This is a genomic window from Flavobacterium sp. PL002, from assembly GCF_054165825.1.
Map to the genome: position 1 here is coordinate 477,013 of NZ_CM135110.1, position 24,173 is coordinate 501,185.

At 33.5% G+C, this 24,173-nt stretch carries 18 protein-coding genes; 10 read left to right on the plus strand and 8 right to left on the minus strand.

Features of this window, described 5'->3' with window-relative positions; all coding sequences use genetic code 11:
• Nucleotides 1-77: 77 nt before the first annotated feature.
• Nucleotides 78-3,518: a methylmalonyl-CoA mutase family protein gene (locus ACVEGE_RS02015; RefSeq protein ID WP_192501910.1), complete on the minus strand. Its 3,441-nt coding sequence runs from the start codon at nt 3,516-3,518 to the stop codon at nt 78-80.
• 279 nt (nt 3,519-3,797) lie between these two features.
• Here ACVEGE_RS02015 and ACVEGE_RS02020 point away from each other — a divergent pair, with 279 nt between their 5' ends.
• From ACVEGE_RS02020 to ACVEGE_RS02030, 3 genes are all read left to right on the plus strand, one after another.
• The gene (locus tag ACVEGE_RS02020; protein ID WP_192501909.1) at nt 3,798-4,505 is read left to right on the plus strand and encodes a DUF4197 domain-containing protein; all 708 of its coding nucleotides are present in this window, start codon (nt 3,798-3,800) and stop codon (nt 4,503-4,505) included.
• A 32-nt stretch (nt 4,506-4,537) separates the two neighbouring features.
• A complete protein-coding gene (gene purU, locus ACVEGE_RS02025) occupies nt 4,538-5,392 on the plus strand; it encodes a formyltetrahydrofolate deformylase (protein WP_192501908.1) in 855 nt (284 codons plus the stop codon).
• A 196-nt stretch (nt 5,393-5,588) separates the two neighbouring features.
• Nucleotides 5,589-6,311 carry a DUF4197 domain-containing protein gene (locus tag ACVEGE_RS02030; RefSeq protein WP_192501907.1) on the plus strand — a complete coding sequence of 241 codons (723 nt, stop codon included), beginning with the start codon at nt 5,589-5,591 and terminating at the stop codon, nt 6,309-6,311.
• Nucleotides 6,312-6,483: 172 nt separating this feature from the next.
• Here the strand turns inward: ACVEGE_RS02030 and ACVEGE_RS02035 are convergent, their stop codons facing one another.
• From ACVEGE_RS02035 to ACVEGE_RS02045, 3 genes are all read right to left on the minus strand, one after another.
• Nucleotides 6,484-7,269: an alpha/beta fold hydrolase gene (locus ACVEGE_RS02035; protein ID WP_173854113.1), complete on the minus strand. Its 786-nt coding sequence runs from the start codon at nt 7,267-7,269 to the stop codon at nt 6,484-6,486.
• Nucleotides 7,270-7,381: 112 nt separating this feature from the next.
• Nucleotides 7,382-8,782 carry a di-heme oxidoreductase family protein gene (locus ACVEGE_RS02040; protein WP_173856332.1) on the minus strand — a complete coding sequence of 467 codons (1,401 nt, stop codon included), beginning with the start codon at nt 8,780-8,782 and terminating at the stop codon, nt 7,382-7,384.
• A gap of 63 nt (nt 8,783-8,845) precedes the next feature.
• Complete coding sequence (locus ACVEGE_RS02045; RefSeq protein ID WP_192501906.1) at nt 8,846-10,024, minus strand: imelysin family protein; 1,179 nt, start codon at nt 10,022-10,024, stop codon at nt 8,846-8,848.
• A 244-nt stretch (nt 10,025-10,268) separates the two neighbouring features.
• Between ACVEGE_RS02045 and ACVEGE_RS02050 the strand changes: the two genes are divergently transcribed.
• From ACVEGE_RS02050 to ACVEGE_RS02065, 4 genes are read left to right on the plus strand one after another with little or no spacing between them, the layout of a single operon-like run.
• Nucleotides 10,269-11,471, plus strand: a complete 1,203-nt coding sequence (locus ACVEGE_RS02050; protein ID WP_192501905.1) for a DUF4856 domain-containing protein — start codon at nt 10,269-10,271, stop codon at nt 11,469-11,471.
• Between the two features lie 59 nt (nt 11,472-11,530).
• Nucleotides 11,531-12,652, plus strand: coding sequence for an imelysin family protein (locus ACVEGE_RS02055; RefSeq protein ID WP_192501904.1), 1,122 nt, complete (start codon nt 11,531-11,533; stop codon nt 12,650-12,652).
• 46 nt (nt 12,653-12,698) lie between these two features.
• Complete coding sequence (locus tag ACVEGE_RS02060; RefSeq protein WP_192501903.1) at nt 12,699-14,057, plus strand: HTTM domain-containing protein; 1,359 nt, start codon at nt 12,699-12,701, stop codon at nt 14,055-14,057.
• On the plus strand, nt 13,996-16,473 hold the full coding sequence (locus ACVEGE_RS02065) for a TonB-dependent receptor domain-containing protein (RefSeq protein ID WP_370567004.1): 2,478 nt from the start codon (nt 13,996-13,998) through the stop codon (nt 16,471-16,473). The genes ACVEGE_RS02060 and ACVEGE_RS02065 overlap by 62 nt, the downstream gene beginning before the upstream one ends.
• Nucleotides 16,474-16,581: 108 nt before the next feature.
• Here the strand turns inward: ACVEGE_RS02065 and ACVEGE_RS02070 are convergent, their stop codons facing one another.
• The 4 genes from ACVEGE_RS02070 to prfA form a co-directional block, all read right to left on the minus strand.
• A complete protein-coding gene (locus tag ACVEGE_RS02070) occupies nt 16,582-17,388 on the minus strand; it encodes an ABC transporter substrate-binding protein (RefSeq protein ID WP_192501902.1) in 807 nt (268 codons plus the stop codon).
• A gap of 132 nt (nt 17,389-17,520) precedes the next feature.
• Nucleotides 17,521-18,348: an orotidine-5'-phosphate decarboxylase gene (gene pyrF, locus ACVEGE_RS02075; protein WP_192501901.1), complete on the minus strand. Its 828-nt coding sequence runs from the start codon at nt 18,346-18,348 to the stop codon at nt 17,521-17,523.
• Between the two features lie 302 nt (nt 18,349-18,650).
• Nucleotides 18,651-20,672 (minus strand): DUF5723 family protein, encoded by a 2,022-nt coding sequence (locus tag ACVEGE_RS02080; protein ID WP_192501900.1) that lies wholly within the window; start codon nt 20,670-20,672, stop codon nt 18,651-18,653.
• Between the two features lie 219 nt (nt 20,673-20,891).
• The gene (gene prfA, locus ACVEGE_RS02085) at nt 20,892-21,968 is read right to left on the minus strand and encodes a peptide chain release factor 1 (RefSeq protein ID WP_173854123.1); all 1,077 of its coding nucleotides are present in this window, start codon (nt 21,966-21,968) and stop codon (nt 20,892-20,894) included.
• Between the two features lie 237 nt (nt 21,969-22,205).
• On the opposite strand from prfA, the gene ACVEGE_RS02090 reads away from it, so the two are divergent.
• From ACVEGE_RS02090 to ACVEGE_RS02100, 3 genes are all read left to right on the plus strand, one after another.
• Nucleotides 22,206-22,700 carry a DUF6265 family protein gene (locus ACVEGE_RS02090; protein WP_192501899.1) on the plus strand — a complete coding sequence of 165 codons (495 nt, stop codon included), beginning with the start codon at nt 22,206-22,208 and terminating at the stop codon, nt 22,698-22,700.
• Between the two features lie 214 nt (nt 22,701-22,914).
• A complete protein-coding gene (locus ACVEGE_RS02095) occupies nt 22,915-23,757 on the plus strand; it encodes a DUF4328 domain-containing protein (protein WP_192501898.1) in 843 nt (280 codons plus the stop codon).
• Nucleotides 23,758-23,947: 190 nt separating this feature from the next.
• The gene (locus ACVEGE_RS02100; RefSeq protein ID WP_458008646.1) at nt 23,948-24,130 is read left to right on the plus strand and encodes a DUF805 domain-containing protein; all 183 of its coding nucleotides are present in this window, start codon (nt 23,948-23,950) and stop codon (nt 24,128-24,130) included.
• Nucleotides 24,131-24,173 lie beyond the last annotated feature (43 nt).

The following is a 24,173-nucleotide window of genomic DNA, read 5'->3' on the forward strand; positions in this document are numbered from 1 at the left end:
ATATTTCTTATATATCCCGATAAAAATCGGGATAAACGATTCACACGCTTTTTGCTTTGCAAAAAGCGGTTCTCTGCTTACATATTTCTTCTATATTGTCCTCCTACTTCAAACAAAGCAGCTGTTATTTGTCCTAGCGTACACACTTTTGTCACTTCCATTAAATGATCAAATAAATTTTCGTTTTTAATAGCCGCATCTTGAATATTTTCCAATTGCACTTGCACTTGTTTGGCATTTGCTTTATGCAAATTCTCTAAAGTATGAATTTGGAATTGTTTCTCTTCTTCTGTTGCACGAATTACCTCAGCCGGTATAACTGTTGGAGATCCTTTTGAACTTAAAAAGGTATTTACTCCAATAATTGGGAATTCACCCGTGTGTTTCAAAGTTTCATAATACAAACTTTCCTCTTGAATTTTTGATCTTTGGTACATTGTTTCCATGGCGCCAAGAACTCCTCCACGCTCTGTAATTCTATCAAATTCTAATAAAACAGCCGCTTCTACCAAGTCTGTTAATTCTTCGATAATAAACGAACCTTGAATTGGGTTTTCGTTTTTGGCTAGACCTAACTCCTTATTAATAATCAACTGAATTGCCATTGCACGACGTACAGATTCTTCTGTAGGCGTTGTAATCGCTTCGTCATACGCATTAGTGTGCAACGAGTTACAGTTGTCATAAATAGCGTATAAGGCTTGTAATGTTGTACGGATATCATTGAAATCAATTTCTTGCGCATGTAAAGAACGTCCTGATGTTTGAATATGGTATTTCAACATTTGGGCTCTTTCGTTAGCACCGTATTTTGTTTTCATGGCTTTCGCCCAAATCTTCCTAGCCACACGACCTATAACCGCATACTCAGGATCTACTCCATTTGAAAAGAAGAAGGATAAATTAGGTCCAAAATCGTTAATACTCATTCCGCGACTCAAATAGTATTCTACATACGTAAATCCATTAGAAAGCGTAAATGCCAATTGCGTGATTGGGTTGGCACCCGCCTCTGCAATATGATATCCTGAAATGGATACCGAATAAAAGTTTCTTACGTTATTAGTAATAAAATACTCTTGAACGTCACCCATTAAACGTAGGGCAAATTCTGTTGAAAAAATACAAGTGTTTTGCGCTTGATCTTCTTTCAAAATATCTGCTTGAACCGTTCCACGTACTTGTGAAAGCGTTCTCACCTTTATTTCATTATATACATCCGCAGGTAAAACTTGATCACCCGTAACTCCTAGAAGATACAATCCTAAACCATCATTTCCTGCAGGTAAATCACCGTTGTAAACCGGGCGAGTCACTCCTTTTTCTTTATAAATCGCTTTTATTTTGGCTTCAACCTCTTTCTCTAATCCGTTTGCTTTGATGTACAATTCACATTGTTGATCAATTGCGGCATTCATAAAGAAGCCAAGCAACATGGGTGCTGGTCCGTTGATGGTCATACTTACCGAAGTTAACGCATGAACCAAATCAAAACCAGAGTATAATTTTTTAGCATCGTCTAGACAACAAATAGAAACTCCGGCATTACCAATTTTTCCATAAATATCTGGACGTACATGCGGATCATTACCATATAAAGTCACACTATCAAAGGCTGTTGACAAACGTTTTGCTGGCAATCCAGCACTTACATAATGAAAACGCTTGTTAGTACGTTCTGGCCCACCTTCACCCGCAAACATACGAGAAGGATCTTCGCCTTCTCTTTTAAAAGGATACAATCCTGAAGTAAAAGGGAATTCTCCTGGAACATTTTCTTGCAAGCACCATCTCAAAATATCACCCCAAGCTTCGTATTTAGGCAAGGCTATTTTCGGAATTTGAGAGTGTGATAATGATTCTGAATGCGTTTTTATTTCGATTACCTTATCTCTAACTTTAAACGAGTAAATAGGATCTTTATATTTATTTACTTTTTCGTCCCAAGTCAAAATTACTTCCCAGTTGTAGGGGTCTAAATCCATTTTTACTTTATCAAATTGATTCAGTAATAGGTTTAGGAAAATGTTATTTTCATCTTGTTCCTTAATAGCTGATGGATAAACTGATGTATCATCAATTCCCACTTTATTAATAACAGGAACATTACCTGAAACGGATTCTATCGTTTTGAAAATACCGTATAATTTTTGAGCAACTTTTTGTTGGCTCACAGCTGTTTCATCATATTTACGGTTACTCTCAGCAATTTCAGACAAGTAACGTGTTCTATGCGGTGGAATCACAAATATCTTCTCACTCATCTCACGAGTTACCTCAAAAGTAGATTTCAAGTCGGAACTTGTTTTTTCTACTACTTTATCCATAATCGATTTGTACAGCGTATTCATTCCAGGATCATTGAACTGCGAAGCAATGGTTCCAAAAACAGGCATCTCATCAGGATTTATATCCCATAAATTATGATTGCGTTGGTATTGTTTTTTAACGTCGCGAATGGCATCTAAAGCACCACGTTTGTCAAACTTATTTAGTGCTACTAAATCAGCAAAATCAAGCATGTCGATTTTCTCTAATTGAGTTGCAGCTCCAAACTCAGGTGTCATTACATATAATGAAACATCTGAATGGTCCATAATCTCTGTATCTGACTGCCCAATTCCAGAAGTTTCTAGAATGATAATGTCGTATTTTGCTGCTTTGATTACTTGAATCGCATCGGCAACATATTTAGACAAAGCCAAATTAGATTGACGCGTTGCCAAAGAACGCATATAAACACGAGGATTATTGATCGCATTCATACGGATTCTATCTCCTAAAAGCGCTCCTCCTGTTTTTCTTTTTGATGGATCCACAGAAATTAAACCAATTGTTTTTTCTGGAAAATCAATTAAAAAACGACGAACTAATTCATCGACCAATGACGATTTTCCTGACCCACCAGTACCTGTAATCCCTAGAACTGGAGTTTTACAGTTTTCATTCATTTTATGAATAGCTTCTAAAGCTGGCTTAGCAACCTCTGGGAAATTCTCAGCCGCAGAAATAATTCTTGCGATAGCTGTTGGATTTTTTGAGGCTAATTGCGCCACTTCATCTGTTAGTTTATTACCTGTAGGAAAATCAGAACGTTCTACCAAATCATTTATCATTCCTTGTAATCCCATAGAACGACCATCATCTGGAGCGTAAATACGTGTGATTCCGTAGGCTTGCAATTCAGCAATTTCAGAAGGTAAGATTACTCCACCTCCACCACCGAAGATTTTAATATGACCCGCTCCTTTTTCTTTCAGCAAATCATACATGTATTTAAAATACTCATTGTGCCCTCCTTGGTAGGAAGTCAGAGCAATTGCGTTGGCGTCTTCTTGAATGGCAGTATTTACTACTTCTTCAACGCTACGGTCATGCCCAAGATGAATTACCTCTACTCCTGTAGATTGAATAATTCGTCTCATTATATTTATAGCTGCATCGTGGCCATCAAATAAAGAGGCTGCAGTTACTATTCTTACTTTATTCTTAGGAATATACGGTGTTTGTGGATTCATTTTGAGAATATGATAATTTTAAGAGTGCAATTTACAAAAATTTTTAATGATTGTAGAATCTTCCTTTGAGATGTTGATAAAAAAGCAGAAAACGTGATAATTAGCCCTGATGGAAGTGGCATCCCGCTTTGTAATTGCTGGTGTTCAGCAATTGCAAAGTGGATATAACGTACAGCAGGACAACTGCTCCTAAATATAACATAAAGTTACTGCTTCTAAAGAAAAATATGCTTCTCGGTATGATATAAATAGTATTTTTGAAAAATAAAATAAAGAAACATGAAAAAAGTATTGATTTTAGTTGTCGTATTTACCCTTTCTAGCTGTGCCGAATTACAACAAATCGCCACACAATACCCTGGATTAGGAACTATTGGCACAGTAGATATTTCGGGCGGACTAAAAGAAGCCTTGAATAACGGAATCACGAAACAAGTAACAAAATTGACCGCTACGGATGGTTTTTATAAAAATGCAGCAGTAAAAATTCTTTTACCTGAAGAATTACGAAAAGTAGATTCGGGTTTAAGAAGCATTGGTTTAAGTTCACTTGCTGACGAAGGGCTAAAAGTACTCAACCGCGCTGCCGAAGATGCAGTAAAAGAAGCTACTCCTATATTTGTGAGCGCGATTACAAACATGAATTTTACTGACGCAAAAACCATTTTACTAGGAAATAACATGGCAGCAACGACTTATTTACAAAATAGTACATCGACTGCTTTGTATGCTAAATTTAATCCGGTGATTAAAAACTCATTTAGCAAAGTAGGCGCAGATAAAGTATGGACAAACATCATCAATAAATACAATAGTATACCGCTTGTAAACAAAGTGAATCCTGATTTGAATGACTATGTTACTACTCAAGCGATGAATGGCGTTTTTAAAATGATTGCTGTTGAAGAGAAAAATATTCGGACTAATATTACTTCTAGAACTTCTCCTTTATTACAATCGGTTTTTGCTATGCAAGACAATAAATAATTAACACCTATTACCAAAAAACAACCAACCAAATGCAAAAAATCACTTTACTTATTCATTGCAAAGACCAAAAAGGAATTATTGCCGCAGTGACAAATTTTATAGTAAAAGTAGAAGGAAATATTACCTACATTGACCAACATGTTGATGTGGAGCAAAATGTTTTTTTCATGCGACTTGAAAGTGAACTGACTAATAGTACTATTTCTTTGGCTTCGATAAAAGAAGATTTTAAAAAAACTATTGCACACGATTTTAATATGCAATGGGATTTTTACAACAAGGATTTAAAACCAAAAATGGCTTTGTTTGTATCTAAATACAACCATTGCTTGTATGATATTCTAGGGCGTTATAGCGCTGGAGAATTAAATATCGAAATTCCTCTGATTATAAGCAATCATATCGATTTAAAACCAATTGCAGACCAATTTAATATTCCGTTTTTCCATGTTCCTTTTACTAAAGACAATAAAGAGGCAGGAGAGCAAAAACAGATCGAGTTACTGCAAGAGTACGAAGTAAATTTTGTGGTTTTGGCTCGTTATATGCAAATCATAACACCAAAATTGATTGGCTTATACAAGAATAAAATCATCAATATTCACCATTCTTTTTTGCCTGCATTTCCTGGTGCAAAACCGTACCATTCGGCTTTTAAACGTGGAGTAAAAATAATAGGTGCTACTAGTCATTATGTGACCGAAGAACTTGATGAGGGACCAATTATTGAACAAGATATTACTAGAGTTTCTCATATTAACTCCGTAGAGCATTTTATTATGAAAGGACGAGATTTAGAACGAATCGTATTGGCAAGAGCCATAAAATTACATGCCGAAAGAAAAGTAATGACATATAGCAATAAAACAGTAATATTTTCTTAGAAATAGACGCTAATTAAAGCAGCTAATTTCGGTTTCACCACTTACTGAATAGTTAAAACTGAGTTACAAAAAAAAGCAAAAACTAATCACCAATAATAGTATTCTAAACTTATTAATTAGTGGTTCAAAAAAATATTAAATCAAAATGTATTAAAAAGGCATAGTTTTAGATTATACCTATACAAAAATATTAAAAATGAAAAAATTACTACTATTACTATTGTTTATTCCTTTAATTAGTTCCGCACAATTCAAAGATTTGCTTAAAAAAGCGACTGATAAAGTTACCGAAATTAGCGGGCCAAATTCGGGATTGGATATTGCTGCTGGATTAAAAGAAGCCTTGAACAAAGGAGTTACAGAACAAGTTTCTAAATTAACAGAGGCGGACGGATTTTATAAAAATGAGGCCGTAAAGATTTTAATGCCCGAAGAATTAGTCAAGGTTGACAAGGCTTTACGTAAAATGGGAATGAGTAGTTTAGCTGACGACGGAATAAAAGCACTAAATCGTGCTGCCGAAGATGCTGTAAAAGAAGCGACACCTATTTTTGTTTCTGCAATACAAAACATGAGCATTACAGATGCAAAAAGTATTTTACTGGGTGCTGATAATTCTGCAACTAGTTATTTACAAAATTCTACAACCACTGCATTGTATGCGAAGTTCAATCCCGTAGTACAAACCTCGATTGGTAAAGTAGGTGCTGATGTAGTTTGGGGAAATATTATAAATAAATACAATACCTTGCCATTTGTTTCTAAAGTAAATCCAGATATTACAGATTACATTACTAACAAAGCGCTTGATGGTGTATTTAAAATGATTACTGTAGAGGAAAAAGACATTAGAAGTAACTTAAATGCAAGAACTTCTGACGTTCTTAAAAAAGTATTTGCTTTGCAAGATAAAAAGTAAAAAAACCAAAAAGTTGAAATCAAATCTTAACGTATAAACAACAAACTAATAACACAATATTAACAGCAATAGGTAAGCTTATGGTTTAACTTTGCAGGAGTAATAAACTGGTTATTTATTATTTGGTTTTGGTTAGTTAAATGTGCCAGCATCTTCTAGATGCTGGCATTTTTTATTGGGTATTACCCATAAATTGTAAAACTGCTTTATTGAAGATTACAGGCTGTTCTACATTCACAACATGCCCAGAGTTTTTTACCACAAATAGCTGTGATGTTTTATAATGACTAGCAACAACTTTACGTACTGAAGGTAGGAACATATAATCCTCTTCACCCATAACATAAAGTGTAGGAATATTAAGTTCTACTTGTCTAAACCATTTTAATATGGGGTTTATCTCTGTGGTTAGTTTGAACCACTTTATAAACTCTTTCTGATACATTTTTTTAGCTTCGTTTATAAAGAGAATTCTGGATTGCTTATGATTTTTCTTGGGCATAATCACAAAAGCAAAAAACCGATATAAAACTAAATAGGGCATGACATTTTTAAAAGCATTACCAAGACGCATCAAAATTTGAGACCTGAAATTCATCTTTAAAATTGCTCCCCCCATAATCATACTCTGCACACGTTCAGGATACATTTCGGCCAATTGCCTAATGAGAATTGTTCCTAATGAGATGCCTACAAAATGGGACTTCTCGATGTTTAAATGGTCTAATACTTCCCGAATATCATTGGCTAAAGCCGAAAAAGTATATTTTTGTTTAAAAGCTGCTTTTAGCGTATTTTTAGAGTTTCCATGACCGCGTAAGTCTAATAATAAAACATTGTACTGTTTTTTAAAATCTCTAATTTGCCTGAACCATATAGAAGAACTCCCTCCTGCACCATGCACAAAAGTAACCCATTGGGCATTTTTATTGTTTTCGTATAGGGTATAACTAATCACGCTTTTTTTTTGCAAAAATAGCATAATATTTCCAATTACTACTGTTCCTTTTTTTACACAAAAAAAGGGACCGTTAAATCAGGTCCCTTTTAGTAGTATCTTATTAATTGTTTTACAACGAATTTATAAATTCTAAGAGTTTATTTCTATCCGTTGCCGAAAGTTTTTTAAAGCTACTTTTAGATTGTTGGGCTTCACCACCATGCCATAAAATAGCTTCGGTTACATTTCTAGCCCTTCCATCGTGCATTAAATTTGTATGCTTATTTACTGTATTAATTAAACCAATTCCCCATAAAGGCTGCGTTCTCCACTCAGTTCCCGAAGCTTCAAAATCCGGAGCGTTATCTGCTAAACCTTCTCCCATATCATGCAATAATAAATCAGTATACGGTCTAATAATTTGATTACGTAAGGCTGTAATAGCATGCGTATTTCCAGTTTGGACCTTAGCAATATGGCAACTCGTGCAATTAATTGTTTCGAATATTTTTTTCCCCTCTAAAACATTTTGCTCCGTATAATTTCTTCTGGCAGGAACTGCAAGCGTACTAGAGTATAAGGCAACTCTGTTTAAATTAAGATCCGTGATTTCAGGAGCGCCTCCGTTAGGAATTGCATCACAATCTACACCAGGCGGACAGTTTTCATCAGGAAATAAACTCGATGTTATTCCGATATCTCCAGAAAAAGCTGCTGCTACCTGTTGACGCACATTTGGTTGGTTAGCTTTCCAGCCAAAACGACCTATTTTTTTAGAATTAGAGGCAATATCATAGACATAGTTAAGTTTTCCTGAGATTCCGTCATTATTACTATCATTAGGGTCTGCCCATTTTAATAATGTACTTTCATCAATTGCTTCTAAAAGCCCTAAACCTATCATTTGATTGGCTACTCTAGGAGATACTTTTATAGCTGAAGCAAATGCACCATACCCCAAACTATTAAAGATATAATTCGGTTTTTGAAGTACTACCGTAGTTCCATCCTCAAAAGTCTCGGTGACATCCTGATAAACAATATTAAACTTTCCTTTTACGGTTTGACCTAAAACAGCGTTGTCTTGCAATTGACCACCATAAATAGGGTCGGGAAAATAACTTCCGTTAGCATTAACACCTGAAATACTTAAACGAAGTAATAAACCATGCGCTGTTTCACCATCTACTAAAGGCGGTCTTCCTCTACCATCCTTAAAATGGCATCCAGAACAGGAAACGGCATTAAAAAAAGGTCCTAAACCATCTCTAGCAGTGGTAGAAGAAGGAGCAGTAACCCAACTTTGACGGAAAAAGGAATTCCCTATCCCGAAATCACCTTCTTCCTCAAAAGTCAAATTAGGAGCTGAGAAACCAAATGCCTCTTCAGTAGCATTAAAAAAGGTAGTCTCACCACCTGAAAATTGCTCTCCTTCTTCAGCAGTAAGCGGAATGTATTTATCATCACTACTACTGCAGCTAAGAAATTGAAAGCTAATCAACAAAACCAAAATTTTTACATTATTCTTCATTGCTTTAAACAGAAAAAAGTGTCCTAAAAAAAAGGACACTTTAGTTATACATATTTTATTAAATTATCCGTTAACGGTAATTCCAATTTTTGAAGCTCCAGCTAATAAATTAGCGCCTAAACTTTTAAGAGCGATAACTGCCGCGTTAACTTTAGCACCTTCTACAGAGTCGATTCCACCGGAAATGGCTAAATCGAATGGCGTCAAAATTGCACTTACTTTAGTCAATGAAGCATTAACAGCAACATCAGTATCATTGTAGACATCAACATTAACTTGTTTTACTAAATCTTCTAACGAAGCACCATCAATTGTACCATATTTACCTTGGTAAACATTGATAACACCTTGTAAGTTTAGTGCAATATCTCTATGCGTATTGTCACTAAAACAAGAATGTTCATCTTCTTGATCTGCATTTCCTAAAGCCACATACATGCGCTCAACAGGTAATTCAGCTGAAACAAGAGTTGTCATCCCTAAGTATATATTTTTGATTGCTTGATCATCTGATAATGCTAAGAAAGTATTTCTATAAACACCATCTACTTTCCATTGGTTAACCATATATTCTAGATTATCAGTCAATAAATCAGCACATACTTTTAAATAAGCCGCTCTACGAAGTTGATTTGCAGCTGTTCCATTTATTCCTACAACATAATCAGTATAAGGTCTTAATCCAGCTTTTTTCTCAGAAGGGGCAGTTAAATCCTGTCCCCAAAGTAAAAATTCAATCGCATGATATCCTACACTAATATTCTTTTCTCCACCATTTTCATTTTCAACTTCTAAAAATGCTTTATCGATAATAGGAAAAGTAATAGGATCGTTAATGATTCCTGAAGCACTTGCTCCATCTACATAATCAATGTAATTTTCATCTAATGGCCAAGCATTCATCAAGCTTTCTGGTCCGTTTTCATCATCGATAGGTCCATTTGCAAAACGGAAAGCTTCTGTTGTACCGTAGCTTTCTCTTGATTGTTTCCATTTAGATTTTGCTGCTTCAAAATTAGCTTGCGTTGGCGAATCTGTAAAAGCATTTATAGCAGTCTCTAAAACTACAGCGTCATCATAAGCTTGTTTATAATTTGCGTAAGCAATATTCGCATAGTTTGCTACAACCTCCTTTTTGGTTACAGTTGTAATATTGTCAGCATTATCATCTGTACTATTACAAGAGAAAGTAAAAGTCGCAAGTAATAAAAATAAGGATGTCCTTAGAACTACTTTTTTCATATTATTGTTATTTAGAATAATTAAATTTAAGGCAAAAATATATGGTTTGTTTGAATTGACAAAGCTAATTTAGATTTATTTTAAATAAATTTTTAGATTAAATTAAGGTATCGTTATTTGGATTTTTTTAGCATTAATAATGATTGTTTAAAAGTTATTTAGAAATAATCTAAACAAAACTTGCCTATCAATAACTACTTTATATCTTTGCGGAAATTATTTTTATTTAATCTTAATAACCAATATGAAATATTCTAAATTAATTTTCGCTTCGGCAATTGTTGCATCATTATCTATTACATCTTGTTCAAATGACAATGATGATACCACTGTAAATTATACTATTCCGGCAACCTATACTTTCGAGAGAAATAGCGTTACCTCTGTTGATTATTCTGGTCAATCTAGTAGATTATTGATGTTAGAAGAAATGGGGAATTATATTAAAACAGCTGCAACTGCAGGAACTATTGTAGACAATGCAGTTCTATCTAACATGTACAGCAATACTAACAATCCGTTTTCTACAACTGAATTAAATACTTCAGGTAAGCAATTAAAAAACAAAACTGCAGCGTCAAAAGATTATTTTGAATTATTCCTAGGCGGCGGAAGCACGGTAGAAAAAACAAATGTTCAAGCTTTTTTTGAAACACAATTAACACTCGCTAACCAAGCTAGTTTAGGTACTGTAGCTTCGGCTGGTGTAGCAGGATCTTACCTTGATGGTTCAAGTTCAAGATTATTTGCCGCAAATGGATTAGAGCCGCAACAAGTTCTTTTAAAAGGAATGATGGGTGCTGGTTTTATGGATCAAGTTGTAAACAATTATTTAAGTAAAAATAAACTAGACGAAGCGAGTAATAAAATCAATAATACTAATAAAGTACTTGAAGAAGACAAGGAATACACAACAATGGAGCATGCTTGGGATGAAGCTTACGGTTACATTTATGGTGCAGATGGCACAAAATACTGGAGTAGTTATATTTCACAAGTAAATGCTGATAGTGATTTTAATACCTTAAAAACAGATATTGATTTGGCTTTCCGTACTGGTAGAGCTGCAATTGTTGCTAATGATTACACCACTCGTGATGCGCAAATTGATATTATCAAAGCAAAACTAGCTTTAGTTCCTGCAGTAAGAGCGGTTTATTATTTACAAGATGGTAAAGGAAAACTAACTACTGATGGTGGGGCAAAAGCTTTCCACGCACTTTCTGAAGCTTACGGTTTTATTATTTCATTACGTTATACAAACAAACCAGGTACTAACAATCCTTACTTATCAAAAACGGAAGTTGATGCTATGTTAGCCTCAATGGTTAGTGGTACAAATGGATTATGGGATATTGATACTTTAGGTGCTAAACTAGACACCCTTTCTACACAAATCGCAACAACATTTGGTTTTACAGTGGAGCAAGCTGCTACAGTAAATTAATTTAGAATAAATACAGATAAGTACAATTGGTTTTGTATTTTTGCCAAAAATAAGACAACATGAAGAAGAAACTATTTATATTTTTTAGTGCATTACTTACTATTGCAGCTTGTTCATCTAGCGATAGCACCGATGAAACAACAGCATCAAGCAATTTTGATAGAAAAACGCTTTTAACAAATTGGGCTGACAACATTATCATCCCTAGCTATACTAACTATCAAGCTAAATTACAAATCTTAGCAACTGATATTACCAATTTTAACGCAACTGCAAACGAAGTTAATCTTGCAACAGTAAGAACTTCTTGGTTAGAAGCGTATAAAGCATATCAATATGTAGCCATTTATAGTTTTGGGAAATCAGAAGATCTTAATTTAAAAGAAAGTGCCAATACCTACCCTACTAATGCTGCTGAAATTGAAAGCAACATTATGTCTGGTGGATATAACCTCTCATTATTATCTCAATTTGACAAACAAGGTTTTCCTGCTTTAGATTATTTAATCAACGGTTTAGGAACTACTGATGCTGAGATTGTGACTTTTTATAGCACTAATGCAAATGCTGGCAAATACCAAAAATATTTAACTGATGTTACTTCAAGATTAAAAACAACAGCCGATGCCGTTTTGACTGACTGGAACTCATCTTACAGAAGTACTTACATTGCAAATAGTGGAACTTCAGTAAGTGGATCTGTAAATATCTCAACAAACGTATTTGTCAAAAATTTAGAAAAGGATGTACGTTCTGGAAAAATTGGTATCCCTGCAGGTGTTTTCTCTACCGGTACGGCTCTTCCTGAAAAAGTAGAAGCCTTCTATAAAAAAGATGTTTCAAGAGAGTTGCTAAATACAGCAGTACAAGCATCACAAGATTTCTTTAACGGAAAACACTTTAACAACACTACAACTGGTGAAGGTTTAAAATCTTACCTAGATTTTGTAAATGCTATGCGAAGTGGCCAAAAGCTAAGCACTATTATTAATGATCAGTATGTAGCAATAATTGCTTCAAACAACACATTAAACGCTAACTTTTTTACTCAGATAACTACTGATAAAGCTAAAATTCTTGTTGCTTACGACGTTTTACAACAAAATGTTGTTTATACAAAACTAGATATGATGCAAGCATTAAATATCACTATTGATTATGTTGATGGTGACGGAGATTAATAAAGTCTAAAATACAACAGACTTTTGATAATTAGCACTCCCAATAATGATACACAATTATTTCAAACAATATACTTCAGCCGCAACGCTAGCCTTTTACAGGCTAGCGTTTGGTTTAATGATGCTATTGAGTTTGATTCGTTTTGCGAGTTATGGTTGGATTCAAAAATTCTACATTACGCCCAACTTCCATTTTACCTATTATGGCTTTGAATGGGTCAAACCTATTGGTAATTACACCTATTTCATATTTATAATTGCTGGGATTTCAGCACTATTTGTAGCTATTGGTTACAAATACAAATGGTCAATACTCGCCTTTTTTTTGAGTTTTACCTACATTGAATTAATGGATAAAACCACTTATCTCAATCATTATTATTTTATCACAATAATCAGCTTTGTATTATTATTTTTACCCGCAAACTGTTATTTTTCTGTTGATGCGTATAAAAATGAGAAGATACGTTTTGAAAAAATCCCAACTTGGAACATTGATATTCTAAAACTATTATTAGCCATCGTCTATTTTTATGCGGGACTGGCTAAACTTAATTCAGACTGGCTTATCAGCGCTATGCCATTAAAAATTTGGCTGCCTAATAACTCAAATCTTCCTTTTCTAGGATCGTTATTGAATCAAAACTGGGTGCATTACGCTTTTAGCTGGACAGGCGCAATATATGATCTTGGAATCGTATTTTTATTACTCTATAAAAGAACGCGATTATTTGGTTTTATTTTAGTTGTGGTATTCCATATCTTAACTAAAATATTATTCCCAATTGGCGTTTTTCCTTATGTAATGATCATTAGTTCATTGATTTTCTTTAGCCCTGATTTGCATAAAAAAATACTCAATTCCATTTCAAAAGTAGGTTCTAGCAGCATTGCCATCTATGAAAATGGAAAAGAAAAAATACAAGAATTTAATTTTTTGGCTAAAGCCAAATTAACATTTATTGGCTGTTTTGTATTCTTGCAATTACTGTTTCCATTTAGATATTTTTGCTATCCTAATGAATTATTCTGGACCGAAGAAGGTTTTCGTTTCTCTTGGCGCGTCATGCTAATAGAGAAAGCAGGTTACGCAACATTTACCGTAAGAGATGCCATTACTAAAAAGGAAATCATTGTTAACAACAGTCACTTTTTAACTACTTTTCAAGAAAAACAAATGGCTTTTCAGCCTGATTTTATTTTAGAGTATGCACATTATCTACACAATTACTATCAACAACAAGGCATTAATAATCCCGAAGTTTATGTAGAAAGCTACGTAGCACTAAACGGAAGATTAAGTCAGAAATATATAGATTCAAAAATAAATTTAGCGAACGAAAATGAAAGTTTCAAACACAAAACCTGGATACTCCCTTTTAATGACAACATTAAAGGATTTTAGTCTGTTTTTATTCTTATTACTTCCCATATTGACTTTTGCACAGAATAAAATTTCTGGCGTAGTCACAGATGGTAACGGAGTAAAATTGTCCGGAGTAGAAGTATTTAATAGGTCTACAAATACTAAATTATTTACAGACACAAATGGATCTTTTGAAATAGAACAAAAGAAATCAGCTAGTTTTGATTTTGTCTTTTTTAAAGAAGGCTACAGCATTGTAGAGCAAAACAGTATTTCTACAGGAAGTACAATCAAAATTGTTTTAGTCAAGATAAACAAGCTTACCGAAGTTATTATAAAAAAACAAAATCAAAAATTACAAGCTATTCACAAGCTTAAAGACATTGAAGGAACAGCGATTTATGCTGGTAAAAAAACCGAGGTAATTGCCATTGACAATTTAACAGTTAATAAAGCAATAAATAATGCACGTCAAATATTTGCACAAGTTGTAGGTATAACAATTAACGAAAGCTCAGATGGTGGTTTGCAATTGAGCATTGGAGGACGTGGACTAGATCCCAACAGAACTTCTAATTTCAATACCCGCCAAAATGGTTACGATATAAGTGCCGACGTTTTAGGATATCCTGAAAGTTATTATGCACCTCCTACCGAAGCTTTGGATGAAATCCAAGTAATTCGTGGAGCGGCTTCTTTACAATACGGAACTCAGTTTGGTGGTTTAGTGAACTTTAAATTAAAGTCTCCAACAACTAAACCTTTTGAATTAGTAACGAGAAACACTTTAGGTTCTTATGGTTTGTTTACTAATTTCACTTCTTTAAGTGGTACAAACGGAAAATTCAGCTATTATACTTTCTTCAATTATAAAAAAGGTGATGGTTTTAGACCTAATTCTGAGTTTGAGAGTAAGAACTATTTTGCCAATTTAAATTATAAATTCAACGACAAAACAGCACTACATTTTGATTACACCTATTTCAACTACTTAGCACAACAAGGTGGTGGACTAACAGATGCTATGTTTAATGAAAATCCAAGACAAAGTAATCGTGCTAGAAACTGGTTTGCTGTAGACTGGAATTTATTTGCTTTAAAACTTGAACACAAATTCAACAACAGTGCTGATTTCTCATTACAATTATTTGGTTTAAATGCAAGCCGAAAAACAGTAGGTTTCCGTTCTAATCGTGTTTCTAGTATAGATACTGATGGAACTGTAAGGGATTTAATTAAAGGTGATTTTGTAAATTGGGGTGCCGAAGCGAGGTATTTAAAACGATACAATCTAAGAGGAAACAGCAGTGCATTTTTAATTGGTGCTAAATATTACCAATCCAAAAACACTGGAATTCAAGGTCCTGGAAGTAAAGGAAGTGATGCTAATTTTAACTTAGCAGCTACTGAATTTCCTTCCTATGCAAATCAATCTAACTATACTTTCCCAAATTTAAACTTAGCAGTTTTTGGAGAAAATATTTTTAAAATCACTTCTAACTTTTCGATTACGCCTGGGTTTAGATTCGAAAAAATAAAAACGCAAGCCAAAGGTTCTTACAGAAAAATAAATCTTGATTTAGCTGGAAATGTAATTCTTGATGATGAACAATTTGAGAATAATATTAAGGACAGAGATTTTGTTTTATTAGGTGTGGGTTTAAGCTATAAACCAACAAACAAAATAGAAATGTATGGAAACGTATCTCAAAATTACCGATCAGTTACTTTTAATGATATCCGTACGGTAAGTCCTAGTAATGTGATTGATCCCGATATAAGTGATGAAAAAGGTTTTACTTCAGACATTGGTGTGCGTGGTCAATTAGGGAACAACGTAACATTTGACGCAAGTGTTTACGGCTTGTATTACAACGATAAAATTGGTGAATATGAAACCCGTAATCCCAATGGAGCTGCAGCTGTGGTTCGTTACCGCTCTAACATAGGAACAGCAGTTACCTATGGTTTCGAGAGTATGTTTGACTGGAGTTTGAGTAAAACATTCTTTAAAGATAATGAGAACTTTACTTGGAATGCTTTTTCGAATATTGCCGTTACCAACTCAGAATATTTAAAATCTGACGCTCCTAATATTGAAGGAAATAAAGTAGAATTTGTTCCGCTTTTTAATATCAAAACTGGAACTGGAATAGGATATAAAAACTTCATGACGAGCTTACAACTTACTTATGTCTCGTCACAATTTACAGAGGCTAATAATAGTATTACAGATAACAATGATAACACTTACGGGATATTTGGAGAAATACCTTCGTACTACGTAGCAGATGTTTCATGCTCATACAAATGGAAAAATTGGAAATTAGAAGCTGGAGTAACGAATTTCACCAACCACAGTTATTTTACAAGAAGAGCAACAGGATATCCTGGCCCAGGAATTATCCCATCAGATAATAGGTCGTTTTACACCACTTTAGAATTTTTGTTTTAGACCTAAAAAAAACATTCTATAATTTAAAAACCATTTAGAAATTAAGTATGTCGAACTTAATTTCTAAATGGTTTTTTTATAAGGTAACGCTTTTGCGAAAGCAAAAAACTAATTACTAATATTACGATGCAACATTTTAAAGTATTCAAATGCTTTTATCAAGCGGCTACCATACCAAGAAAACATTTCACCATCTACTAAAACAGTTTGCGCTTTCTTGGTATAATTACTAATCTCGTAACCATCTTCTTTTTTAAACGGAAAAGGTTCTGAGGATAGAAATATAAAATCAGGATCGCCATCTTCTACTATATTTTCAATAGCTACTTCAGGATAACGACCTTTATATTTATATATATTTTCAAAGTGATTTAGTTGTAATAATGCAGTAATAAAATTATCAGAACCGGCTACCATGTAGGGCTTTTTCCATATAAAATAGGCCACTTTCTTAACTGGAATAGTTGCTATAAAATTTTTAAAATCGCTTAAAGCAAAAGCGAGTTTATCATTCCACTTTCTGGCTTCGGTACGCGCATTAAAAAGTTGCCCAAAATCAGTTATCATTTGGAAATTATCTTCGATGCTGTGAATATCAGTTACCCAAACAGGGCAAATTTCGCGTAAGCGTTCTACTATTTCTAGAGTATTCTCTTCCTTATTGCAAATTATAATATCAGGTTGCAGTTCTTTTATCTTTCGATAATTAACTTTTTTAGTACCACCAACAAGCGTTTTGGTTGATTTGAAATGATACGGATGTACACAAAACTTGGTGATACCAATAATTTTATCTTCTAATCCTAAATCATACAGCAATTCTGTTTGAGATGGAACTAGAGAAATGATACGCTTAGGCGAAGTCTGAAAAGTGTGTGTTGTTCCGAGCTGGTCTGTTAGGGTTTTTTGTTTCAAAAGAGAAAAGTTTAATTTGTTTAAGGTTTAAAAAAGCTTAAAGTTTAACCGCGGAGAATACAAGATCACTACTTTTAATCCGTGCCAATTCGTGCAATTCGTGTCTAAAATTTTTACATAATCCAATAAACTTTAAACCTTAAACTTTAAACTAACGATCTCTTCCATTTCTTGTTGCATTTTCAAAGCTTCTACTCTTGCTTTTTGAGCAAAATCAGTTTCTTTTGAAGCATAAATGATGGCTCTTGATGAGTTTATTAATAGCCCTATGTTATTGTTCATTCCGTATTTACATACTTCTGCTAAACTCCCTCCTTGTGCTCCTACTCCAGGAACTAGTAAAAAAGAATCAGGAACAATTTTACGAACTTCTGTAAAGTATTCTGCTTTTGTAGCCCCTACAACGTACATTAGATTTTCGCTGTTTTTCCAAGATTTAGAAGTTTCTAAAACCTGCTTATACAATTCTTTTCCGTCTACTAAAAGCGTTTGAAAATCAAATGCTCCTTCGTTTGATGTTAAAGCCAGCATAATCGTATGTTTGTTTTCGAAGGCTAAAAAGGGTTCCACTGAATCTTTCCCCATGTAAGGAGCAACGGTAACGCTATCAAAGTTCAAATCTTCAAAAAATGCTTTAGCATACATTGATGATGTGTTTCCTATATCGCCGCGTTTTGCATCGGCAATTGTAAAAATATCAGGGTAGTTGTCGTTGATATAATTGATCGTTTTTTGCAATGCCATCCATCCTTTAATTCCGTATGCTTCAAAGAAAGCAATGTTGGGTTTGTAGGCTACGCATAAATCATGTGTAGCATCAATAATGGCTTTATTAAACTCAAAAATAGGATCTTCAAGTTGTAATAAATGTTGCGGAATTTTTTCTAAATCAACGTCTAGACCTACAGCCAGAAATGATTTTTTAATTTTAATTTGCTCAATAAGTTGTTGTGTAGTCATGTGTAGTTTGCTTGTTCAGCAAATTTACAAACTTGAATTCAATTAATTTGGAAATATCTGTGATTCCTGAAAAAATGTGTGAGCATGGTATTTAATTAAAACCAATGCAATTTATAAAACGAGTAAAATATAAGTTCGAGCAAAATCTAGAATCTTTATTGCATCTCAACTATACTCGATATGAAAGAAATATGATTGGACAATGCTCTCTTTTGATGCAAATCATATCAGTTGCTGGTTTTAAACAAAAAAAGAGGCCTATTCAGACCTCTTTTATAAAATATAACTATTGTTTTTATGATTTATTTCACTAATACAATTTCAACTCTTCTATTTAATCCTCTTCCTACTACAGTTTTATTAGAAGCAATTGGCTTAATAATTCCGTATCCTTCTGACGAAAGTCTATCAGCGCTAATTCCTTTAGCAACCAAATAATCCTTTACCGCTGCAGCTCTTTCTTTTGATAATTGTAAATTTCTAGCTACTGAACCAGTACTATCAGTGTATCCTTCTAACATAAAGTTAGCAGTATTAAATTCATTCATCACTTTTAAAATTTCTTCTAATTTAGCATTTGACTCTGTTCTAATTGTAGCTTTTCCAGAGTTAAACAATACCGCTTTAGAGAAAGTATTTAATTTTATAATTACTTCAGCAGTAACTTCAGGACAACCATTGTTTGCCACAGTACCTTTTACAGTAGGACATTTATCATCTTTATCAGCAACTCCATCTTCATCACTATCTACCCATGGACATCCATTATTTTCTGTTGGACCTGCAACTGTAGGACATTTATCATCCTTGTCTAATGTTCCATCATTATCACTATCAGGATAAGGACAACCTTTGTTATCAGCAGGACCTACAATATCAATACAAGCATCATCTTTATCAATCACACCGTCTCCATCACTATCCGGAGCAAGTGCAGTCTCTTCAATCATTACCTCTGTCACTTCAACAATAGCGTCTTTCTTTTGATAAATAGGGATTTTTAAACCTAAATGGAAATCAACTGCTCTTGAATTATCAGAAATAAGATTAGAAATTGCAGAACCAGATCCTATAAAGAAAACACCAGTACGTAAACCAACACCCACTTGTGCTTGTTTGCTGTAATCCATATAAGAAATAGGAACATAGAAACTAAACCATTTTGACTCAAAACGAGGCGTCAAACTCACTCTATTAGCAATACTATTTTGACTTAGTTTGTTTTTATCAACAACATTAAAATCTCCATTTACGTTCAAATAGAATTTTCTATGAATATTCCAATCCACATCTGCGTGTAAAGCCGTTGGCAAGTATGATTTTACTGAACCATTGATTACTGTATTTGCATAATTGTTTTTCATGAATTCATCAAAATTATCTGCATCTTGATAATTTGCTGCAGTAATAGTTTTATTCAAATCATAACTATTCAAAATTCCCTTGTCATATTTCATTGAACCTATATCAGTCACCGAAACACCAAAACGAATTTTGTATTTGTTCTCATCTCTTAGATTATTAATATCTGTTCTTGAAGCATCATAATCAGGTCTCCATTCATAAACCAAACCTAAATCAAAACCAAAACCTCTTGATTTAGAATCAATATCAATGTTGTCATTTGTAGCAAAATCTTGACTTGATCCATAAACTGCAGTACCAGTAGTGGTATAAGTATCTATTAGCGGATTTCCTCTATCATCATAACGTACCGTTACATTATTACCTTGTAATTGGTAATTAGCGACACCTTGTAAATATTTAGCTGTTACACCTCCTTTTAAAAAATGTTGCCCATTTTGCATAATAACAGCTGCATAAGAAATTCCCAGCTCTCCCCATGAATTCCCAATAGCATTAGGACTTCCTAATGTACCTGTAGGAAAACTAACATTAGCATCTTTAGTGATATCATTTACCACTTCTCCGTTTACATTAAGCACATTTGCAAATGCTCTCGCTCTAGTAAAAATTGCCAAAGAATGTTTTGGAGCAATGTTAAACATGAACGATGGCCCCATAATATCCGTATTGAAAGCCAAGTTATTATTATTCGAAAATGACTTTCTTGCTTGTGTGTCAAAATCATAATCTGATTTTAAAGCGTCAGATAAACTTACTCCATAAGCATCATTATTAATAGAAGTACTTATAGAAAACAAATTGATATCTGTTTTAAAACGAGAATCAACAATAGATGCCGGATTAAACAACACTCCTTGAACTCCCGCATAATTATCATGGGTGTACCCAAGGTAAGACTGCGCATTTGCAGATGCAAAACTTGCAAAAACAAGAATAGACAATAAACTTTTTTTCATTTTCTTTCGAATTAGATTCTTTTAATTAATCTTATAATTGTGGCAAAAATAAGAAAAATTTAAGAACAACTTTCCTGTTATTACTAAGTTAACATTATGATTATTTAAAAAAAATGCCATACTAAATAATTAGTATGGCATTTTCAACTTATTTATTCTGTACACAAGATTATTTATTCCATTCTCTTGATGCATTATTTTGAGTACTGTTTATTTTAATTAATAAACTTCACTAGCTTCTTTCAATTTTTCCATGTTGTTCACTAAGGCTAGTTCTTCAACAATTTTCTGGATGTCACCATTCATGATATTTCCTAGATCATATAATGTCAATCCTACACGGTGATCAGTTACACGACCTTGTGCATAATTGTACGTACGAATCTTAGCTGAACGGTCACCTGAACTTACCTGAGAAGTACGTGTAGTAGCATCTTCGGCTTGTTTTTTAGCTAATTCTTGTTCGTATAAACGAGAACGCAATACAATAAACGCTTTATCTTTATTCTTGTGTTGTGATTTTTGATCCTGACATTGCGCCACTAAACCCGTAGGAACGTGTGTTAAACGTACCGCTGATTTCGTTGTGTTTACAGATTGTCCTCCAGGTCCTGACGAACAAAAGAAATCCACACGAACGTCATTCATATCAATTTGCACATCAAATTCTTCTGCTTCTGGCAAAACCATTACAGTAGCAGCTGATGTATGCACACGCCCTTGTGTTTCTGTTTGGGGCACACGTTGTACACGGTGAACACCCGCTTCAAACTTCAACGTTCCATAAACATCCTCACCAGTAACCTCAAAGATAACCTCTTTAAAACCACCTGATGTACCTTCATTCATATCCACTACAGATGTTCTCCATCCGCGGTTTTCACAATATTTAGTGTACATACGGAACAAATCTCCTGCAAAAATACTCGCTTCATCCCCACCTGTTCCGGCACGAATTTCCACCATAACATTCTTAGCATCCTCAGGATCTTTAGGAATCAACATGAACTTAATTTCTTCCTCTAATTCCGGTAATCTTTCCTTAGCCTCATCTAGTTGCATCTTGGCCATTTCGGTCATATCCGCATCACTACCATCGGTAATTATTTCGTTTGCCTCATCAATATTCGCCATTAAGATCACGTATTCGTCTCTTTTTTCAGCTAATGCTTTCAGGTCTTTATACTCTTTATTCAATTGCACATAACGCTTCTGATCAGAGATGACATCCGGCTGGATAATCAAATCCGAAATCTCATCGAAACGTTGTTTAACTATTTGAAGTCTATCTAACATAATCTTAGTCCTTATATTTGGAGTGCAAAATTACGAAAAATAGTTTACAGTTAACAGTTGTTAGCATACAGTTTTTTTAGGAGCTATTTCCAGCTAGCCGCTATATCTTTTTATCCCGAAAGCAATTCCATATCCAGAACAATTTTCAGGATAAAAAGGATGCCGCTTTTATCTGGGCTAGTTGCGTTTATTTTTCATAAATTTGTTGTGTTCAATTCCATCATAAATCAAATTATTATGTACAAAAAAATTACCCTATTACTACTTATCACACTCGTTTTTTCCTGTAAAAAATCAGAAGAAATAGGAACTAATGACAACGAAAAAGACAAAATAAAAACCGCTCGCTTAATGCTAGGAAACTGGGAAAATAAATCAGAAGACGGCACACTATCAGAATCTTGGAAAAAAGTAAATGACAGTACTTACACAGGAACTTCTTACTTCTTAAAAGGAAAAGATACCATCCATAACGAGACCATTGAACTAACGCAATTAGGAGAAAACCTTAGCTACAACGCAACCGTAATGGGGCAAAATGACGACAAAGCCGTTGCTTTCCCATTAACAAAAACTACCGATAAGTCGCTGGTTTTTGAAAACCCAACGCACAATTATCCACAAAAAATCACCTATACTTTGGTTTCTAAAGATAGCTTAGTAACTGAAATATCTGGAACGCAACAAGGCAAACCAAGCAGTGAAAAATTTATTCTGATTAGAACAAAATAAAATAACCAAATTACTTATTTCTAAACCTTGCATCACGCAAGGTTTTTTTTTGGTTTAAACCAAAAAATAAAAGCAATTATCAATCAATTAATTTTAATAATTATAGCCAAAATAGTATATATTTGAATTGTGAGATCGCTATTAATTTATTACGAATAGTATTGGCTTTCATAAAAAACAACCAGCAACCAGTTATTAAAAACCGAACTTAAAAATGACTACAGAACAATTCGATAATTGCAAACAATGTTTGAATCGAAAAAAAGGAGTAAGCGAAGAAGAAAATATTTGTAATCTAAAAGGAAAAAACATCGAGTTCGAAAATACTTGTAAAGACTTTGCTTTGGATAATGACATTGTTTTAGGCTTTCAAAATAAGATTAATGCAATTAAACCAAATTTACAAAGAGCAAATCGCGCTCAATTATTAATCTGGTTGGTTTCGGCTGTTGATATTATTTCAGTATATTCATTTTATTTACAATACGAATTACTCTGTTCATTACAAAATAATGAATACGTTAGCGATCAAATAATAAGTGCAAATGATACAAGAGTTCAAATAATAGGAATTATTTATTTAATAGTTTTCTTTATTTCTGCATTTACTTTTATTCAATGGTTTAGACGTGCTTATTATAACCTCAACATAAGAGCAAACTGTAATCATTCTGAAAGTTGGGCCGCAGGTAGTTGGTTTGTTCCAATAATATCCTTTTTTCGTCCTTACCAAATCATGAAAGAAATGCATCATAAAACTACTGCTCTAATAAAATCAAATACAGATGAAATATTAGACAATAGCAATTCGGGAATTGGAGTATGGTGGGGTCTATGGATTATAACTAGCTATTTTGGGAACTATATCTTAAAATCATCTTTTAAAGCAGAAACAATCGAAGATTACTTGAATAACACCATTGCGCAAATTGTAATATCAATATTTGGAATACTATTAGCCGTCATAACTGTTATGATGATTAAATCATACTCACTGAAAGAGGAGAAAATTTCTGAATTGGAAAAAAGAAAAAAAACACCTGAAAATCTTGATTAATTTCATAAAAAAAACAAACATTTAAAACTATTTGCGTTTAAGTATTTTTGGTCTAAAACAATTATTATTAAAAAGGAAAGTTAAAAATGATGCGATATTTTAAAAATACTTTGTTTTTAATTCCTTCTTTTTCTGAAAAACCTACAAGTACTGAATTTCGAATTTATTACTATCACAAGTAGCAATACTTATTTTATTATCAGAAATGAGTTTAGATAATGAAACAATTTTTAATTTATTTTATATAAATATAATTATCCTGCCAACTTTTGTACCCATACAAGCTATAGCAACAAGAAGGCTAAGGGACTTAAATATCAACCTCTCTTATGTTTTTATAAATATGACCCCAATTTTAAGCTTATTATTTTAAAATCTATTTATCATTTGCAACAGGAAATAAAAATTCAAACAAA

Bases quoted from the DNA above. Each gene is read 5' to 3' on its own strand.
- ACVEGE_RS02015 (WP_192501910.1), bottom strand. From the start codon at position 3,518: ATGAATCCACAAACACCGTATATTCCTAAGAATAAAGTAAGAATAGTA.
- ACVEGE_RS02020 (WP_192501909.1), top strand. From the start codon at position 3,798: ATGAAAAAAGTATTGATTTTAGTTGTCGTATTTACCCTTTCTAGCTGT.
- purU (WP_192501908.1), top strand. From the start codon at position 4,538: ATGCAAAAAATCACTTTACTTATTCATTGCAAAGACCAAAAAGGAATT.
- ACVEGE_RS02030 (WP_192501907.1), top strand. From the start codon at position 5,589: ATGAAAAAATTACTACTATTACTATTGTTTATTCCTTTAATTAGTTCC.
- ACVEGE_RS02040 (WP_173856332.1), bottom strand. From the start codon at position 8,782: ATGAAGAATAATGTAAAAATTTTGGTTTTGTTGATTAGCTTTCAATTT.
- ACVEGE_RS02045 (WP_192501906.1), bottom strand. From the start codon at position 10,024: ATGAAAAAAGTAGTTCTAAGGACATCCTTATTTTTATTACTTGCGACT.
- ACVEGE_RS02050 (WP_192501905.1), top strand. From the start codon at position 10,269: ATGAAATATTCTAAATTAATTTTCGCTTCGGCAATTGTTGCATCATTA.
- ACVEGE_RS02055 (WP_192501904.1), top strand. From the start codon at position 11,531: ATGAAGAAGAAACTATTTATATTTTTTAGTGCATTACTTACTATTGCA.
- ACVEGE_RS02060 (WP_192501903.1), top strand. From the start codon at position 12,699: ATGATACACAATTATTTCAAACAATATACTTCAGCCGCAACGCTAGCC.
- ACVEGE_RS02065 (WP_370567004.1), top strand. From the start codon at position 13,996: ATGAAAGTTTCAAACACAAAACCTGGATACTCCCTTTTAATGACAACA.
- pyrF (WP_192501901.1), bottom strand. From the start codon at position 18,348: ATGACTACACAACAACTTATTGAGCAAATTAAAATTAAAAAATCATTT.
- ACVEGE_RS02080 (WP_192501900.1), bottom strand. From the start codon at position 20,672: ATGAAAAAAAGTTTATTGTCTATTCTTGTTTTTGCAAGTTTTGCATCT.
- prfA (WP_173854123.1), bottom strand. From the start codon at position 21,968: ATGTTAGATAGACTTCAAATAGTTAAACAACGTTTCGATGAGATTTCG.
- ACVEGE_RS02090 (WP_192501899.1), top strand. From the start codon at position 22,206: ATGTACAAAAAAATTACCCTATTACTACTTATCACACTCGTTTTTTCC.
- ACVEGE_RS02095 (WP_192501898.1), top strand. From the start codon at position 22,915: ATGACTACAGAACAATTCGATAATTGCAAACAATGTTTGAATCGAAAA.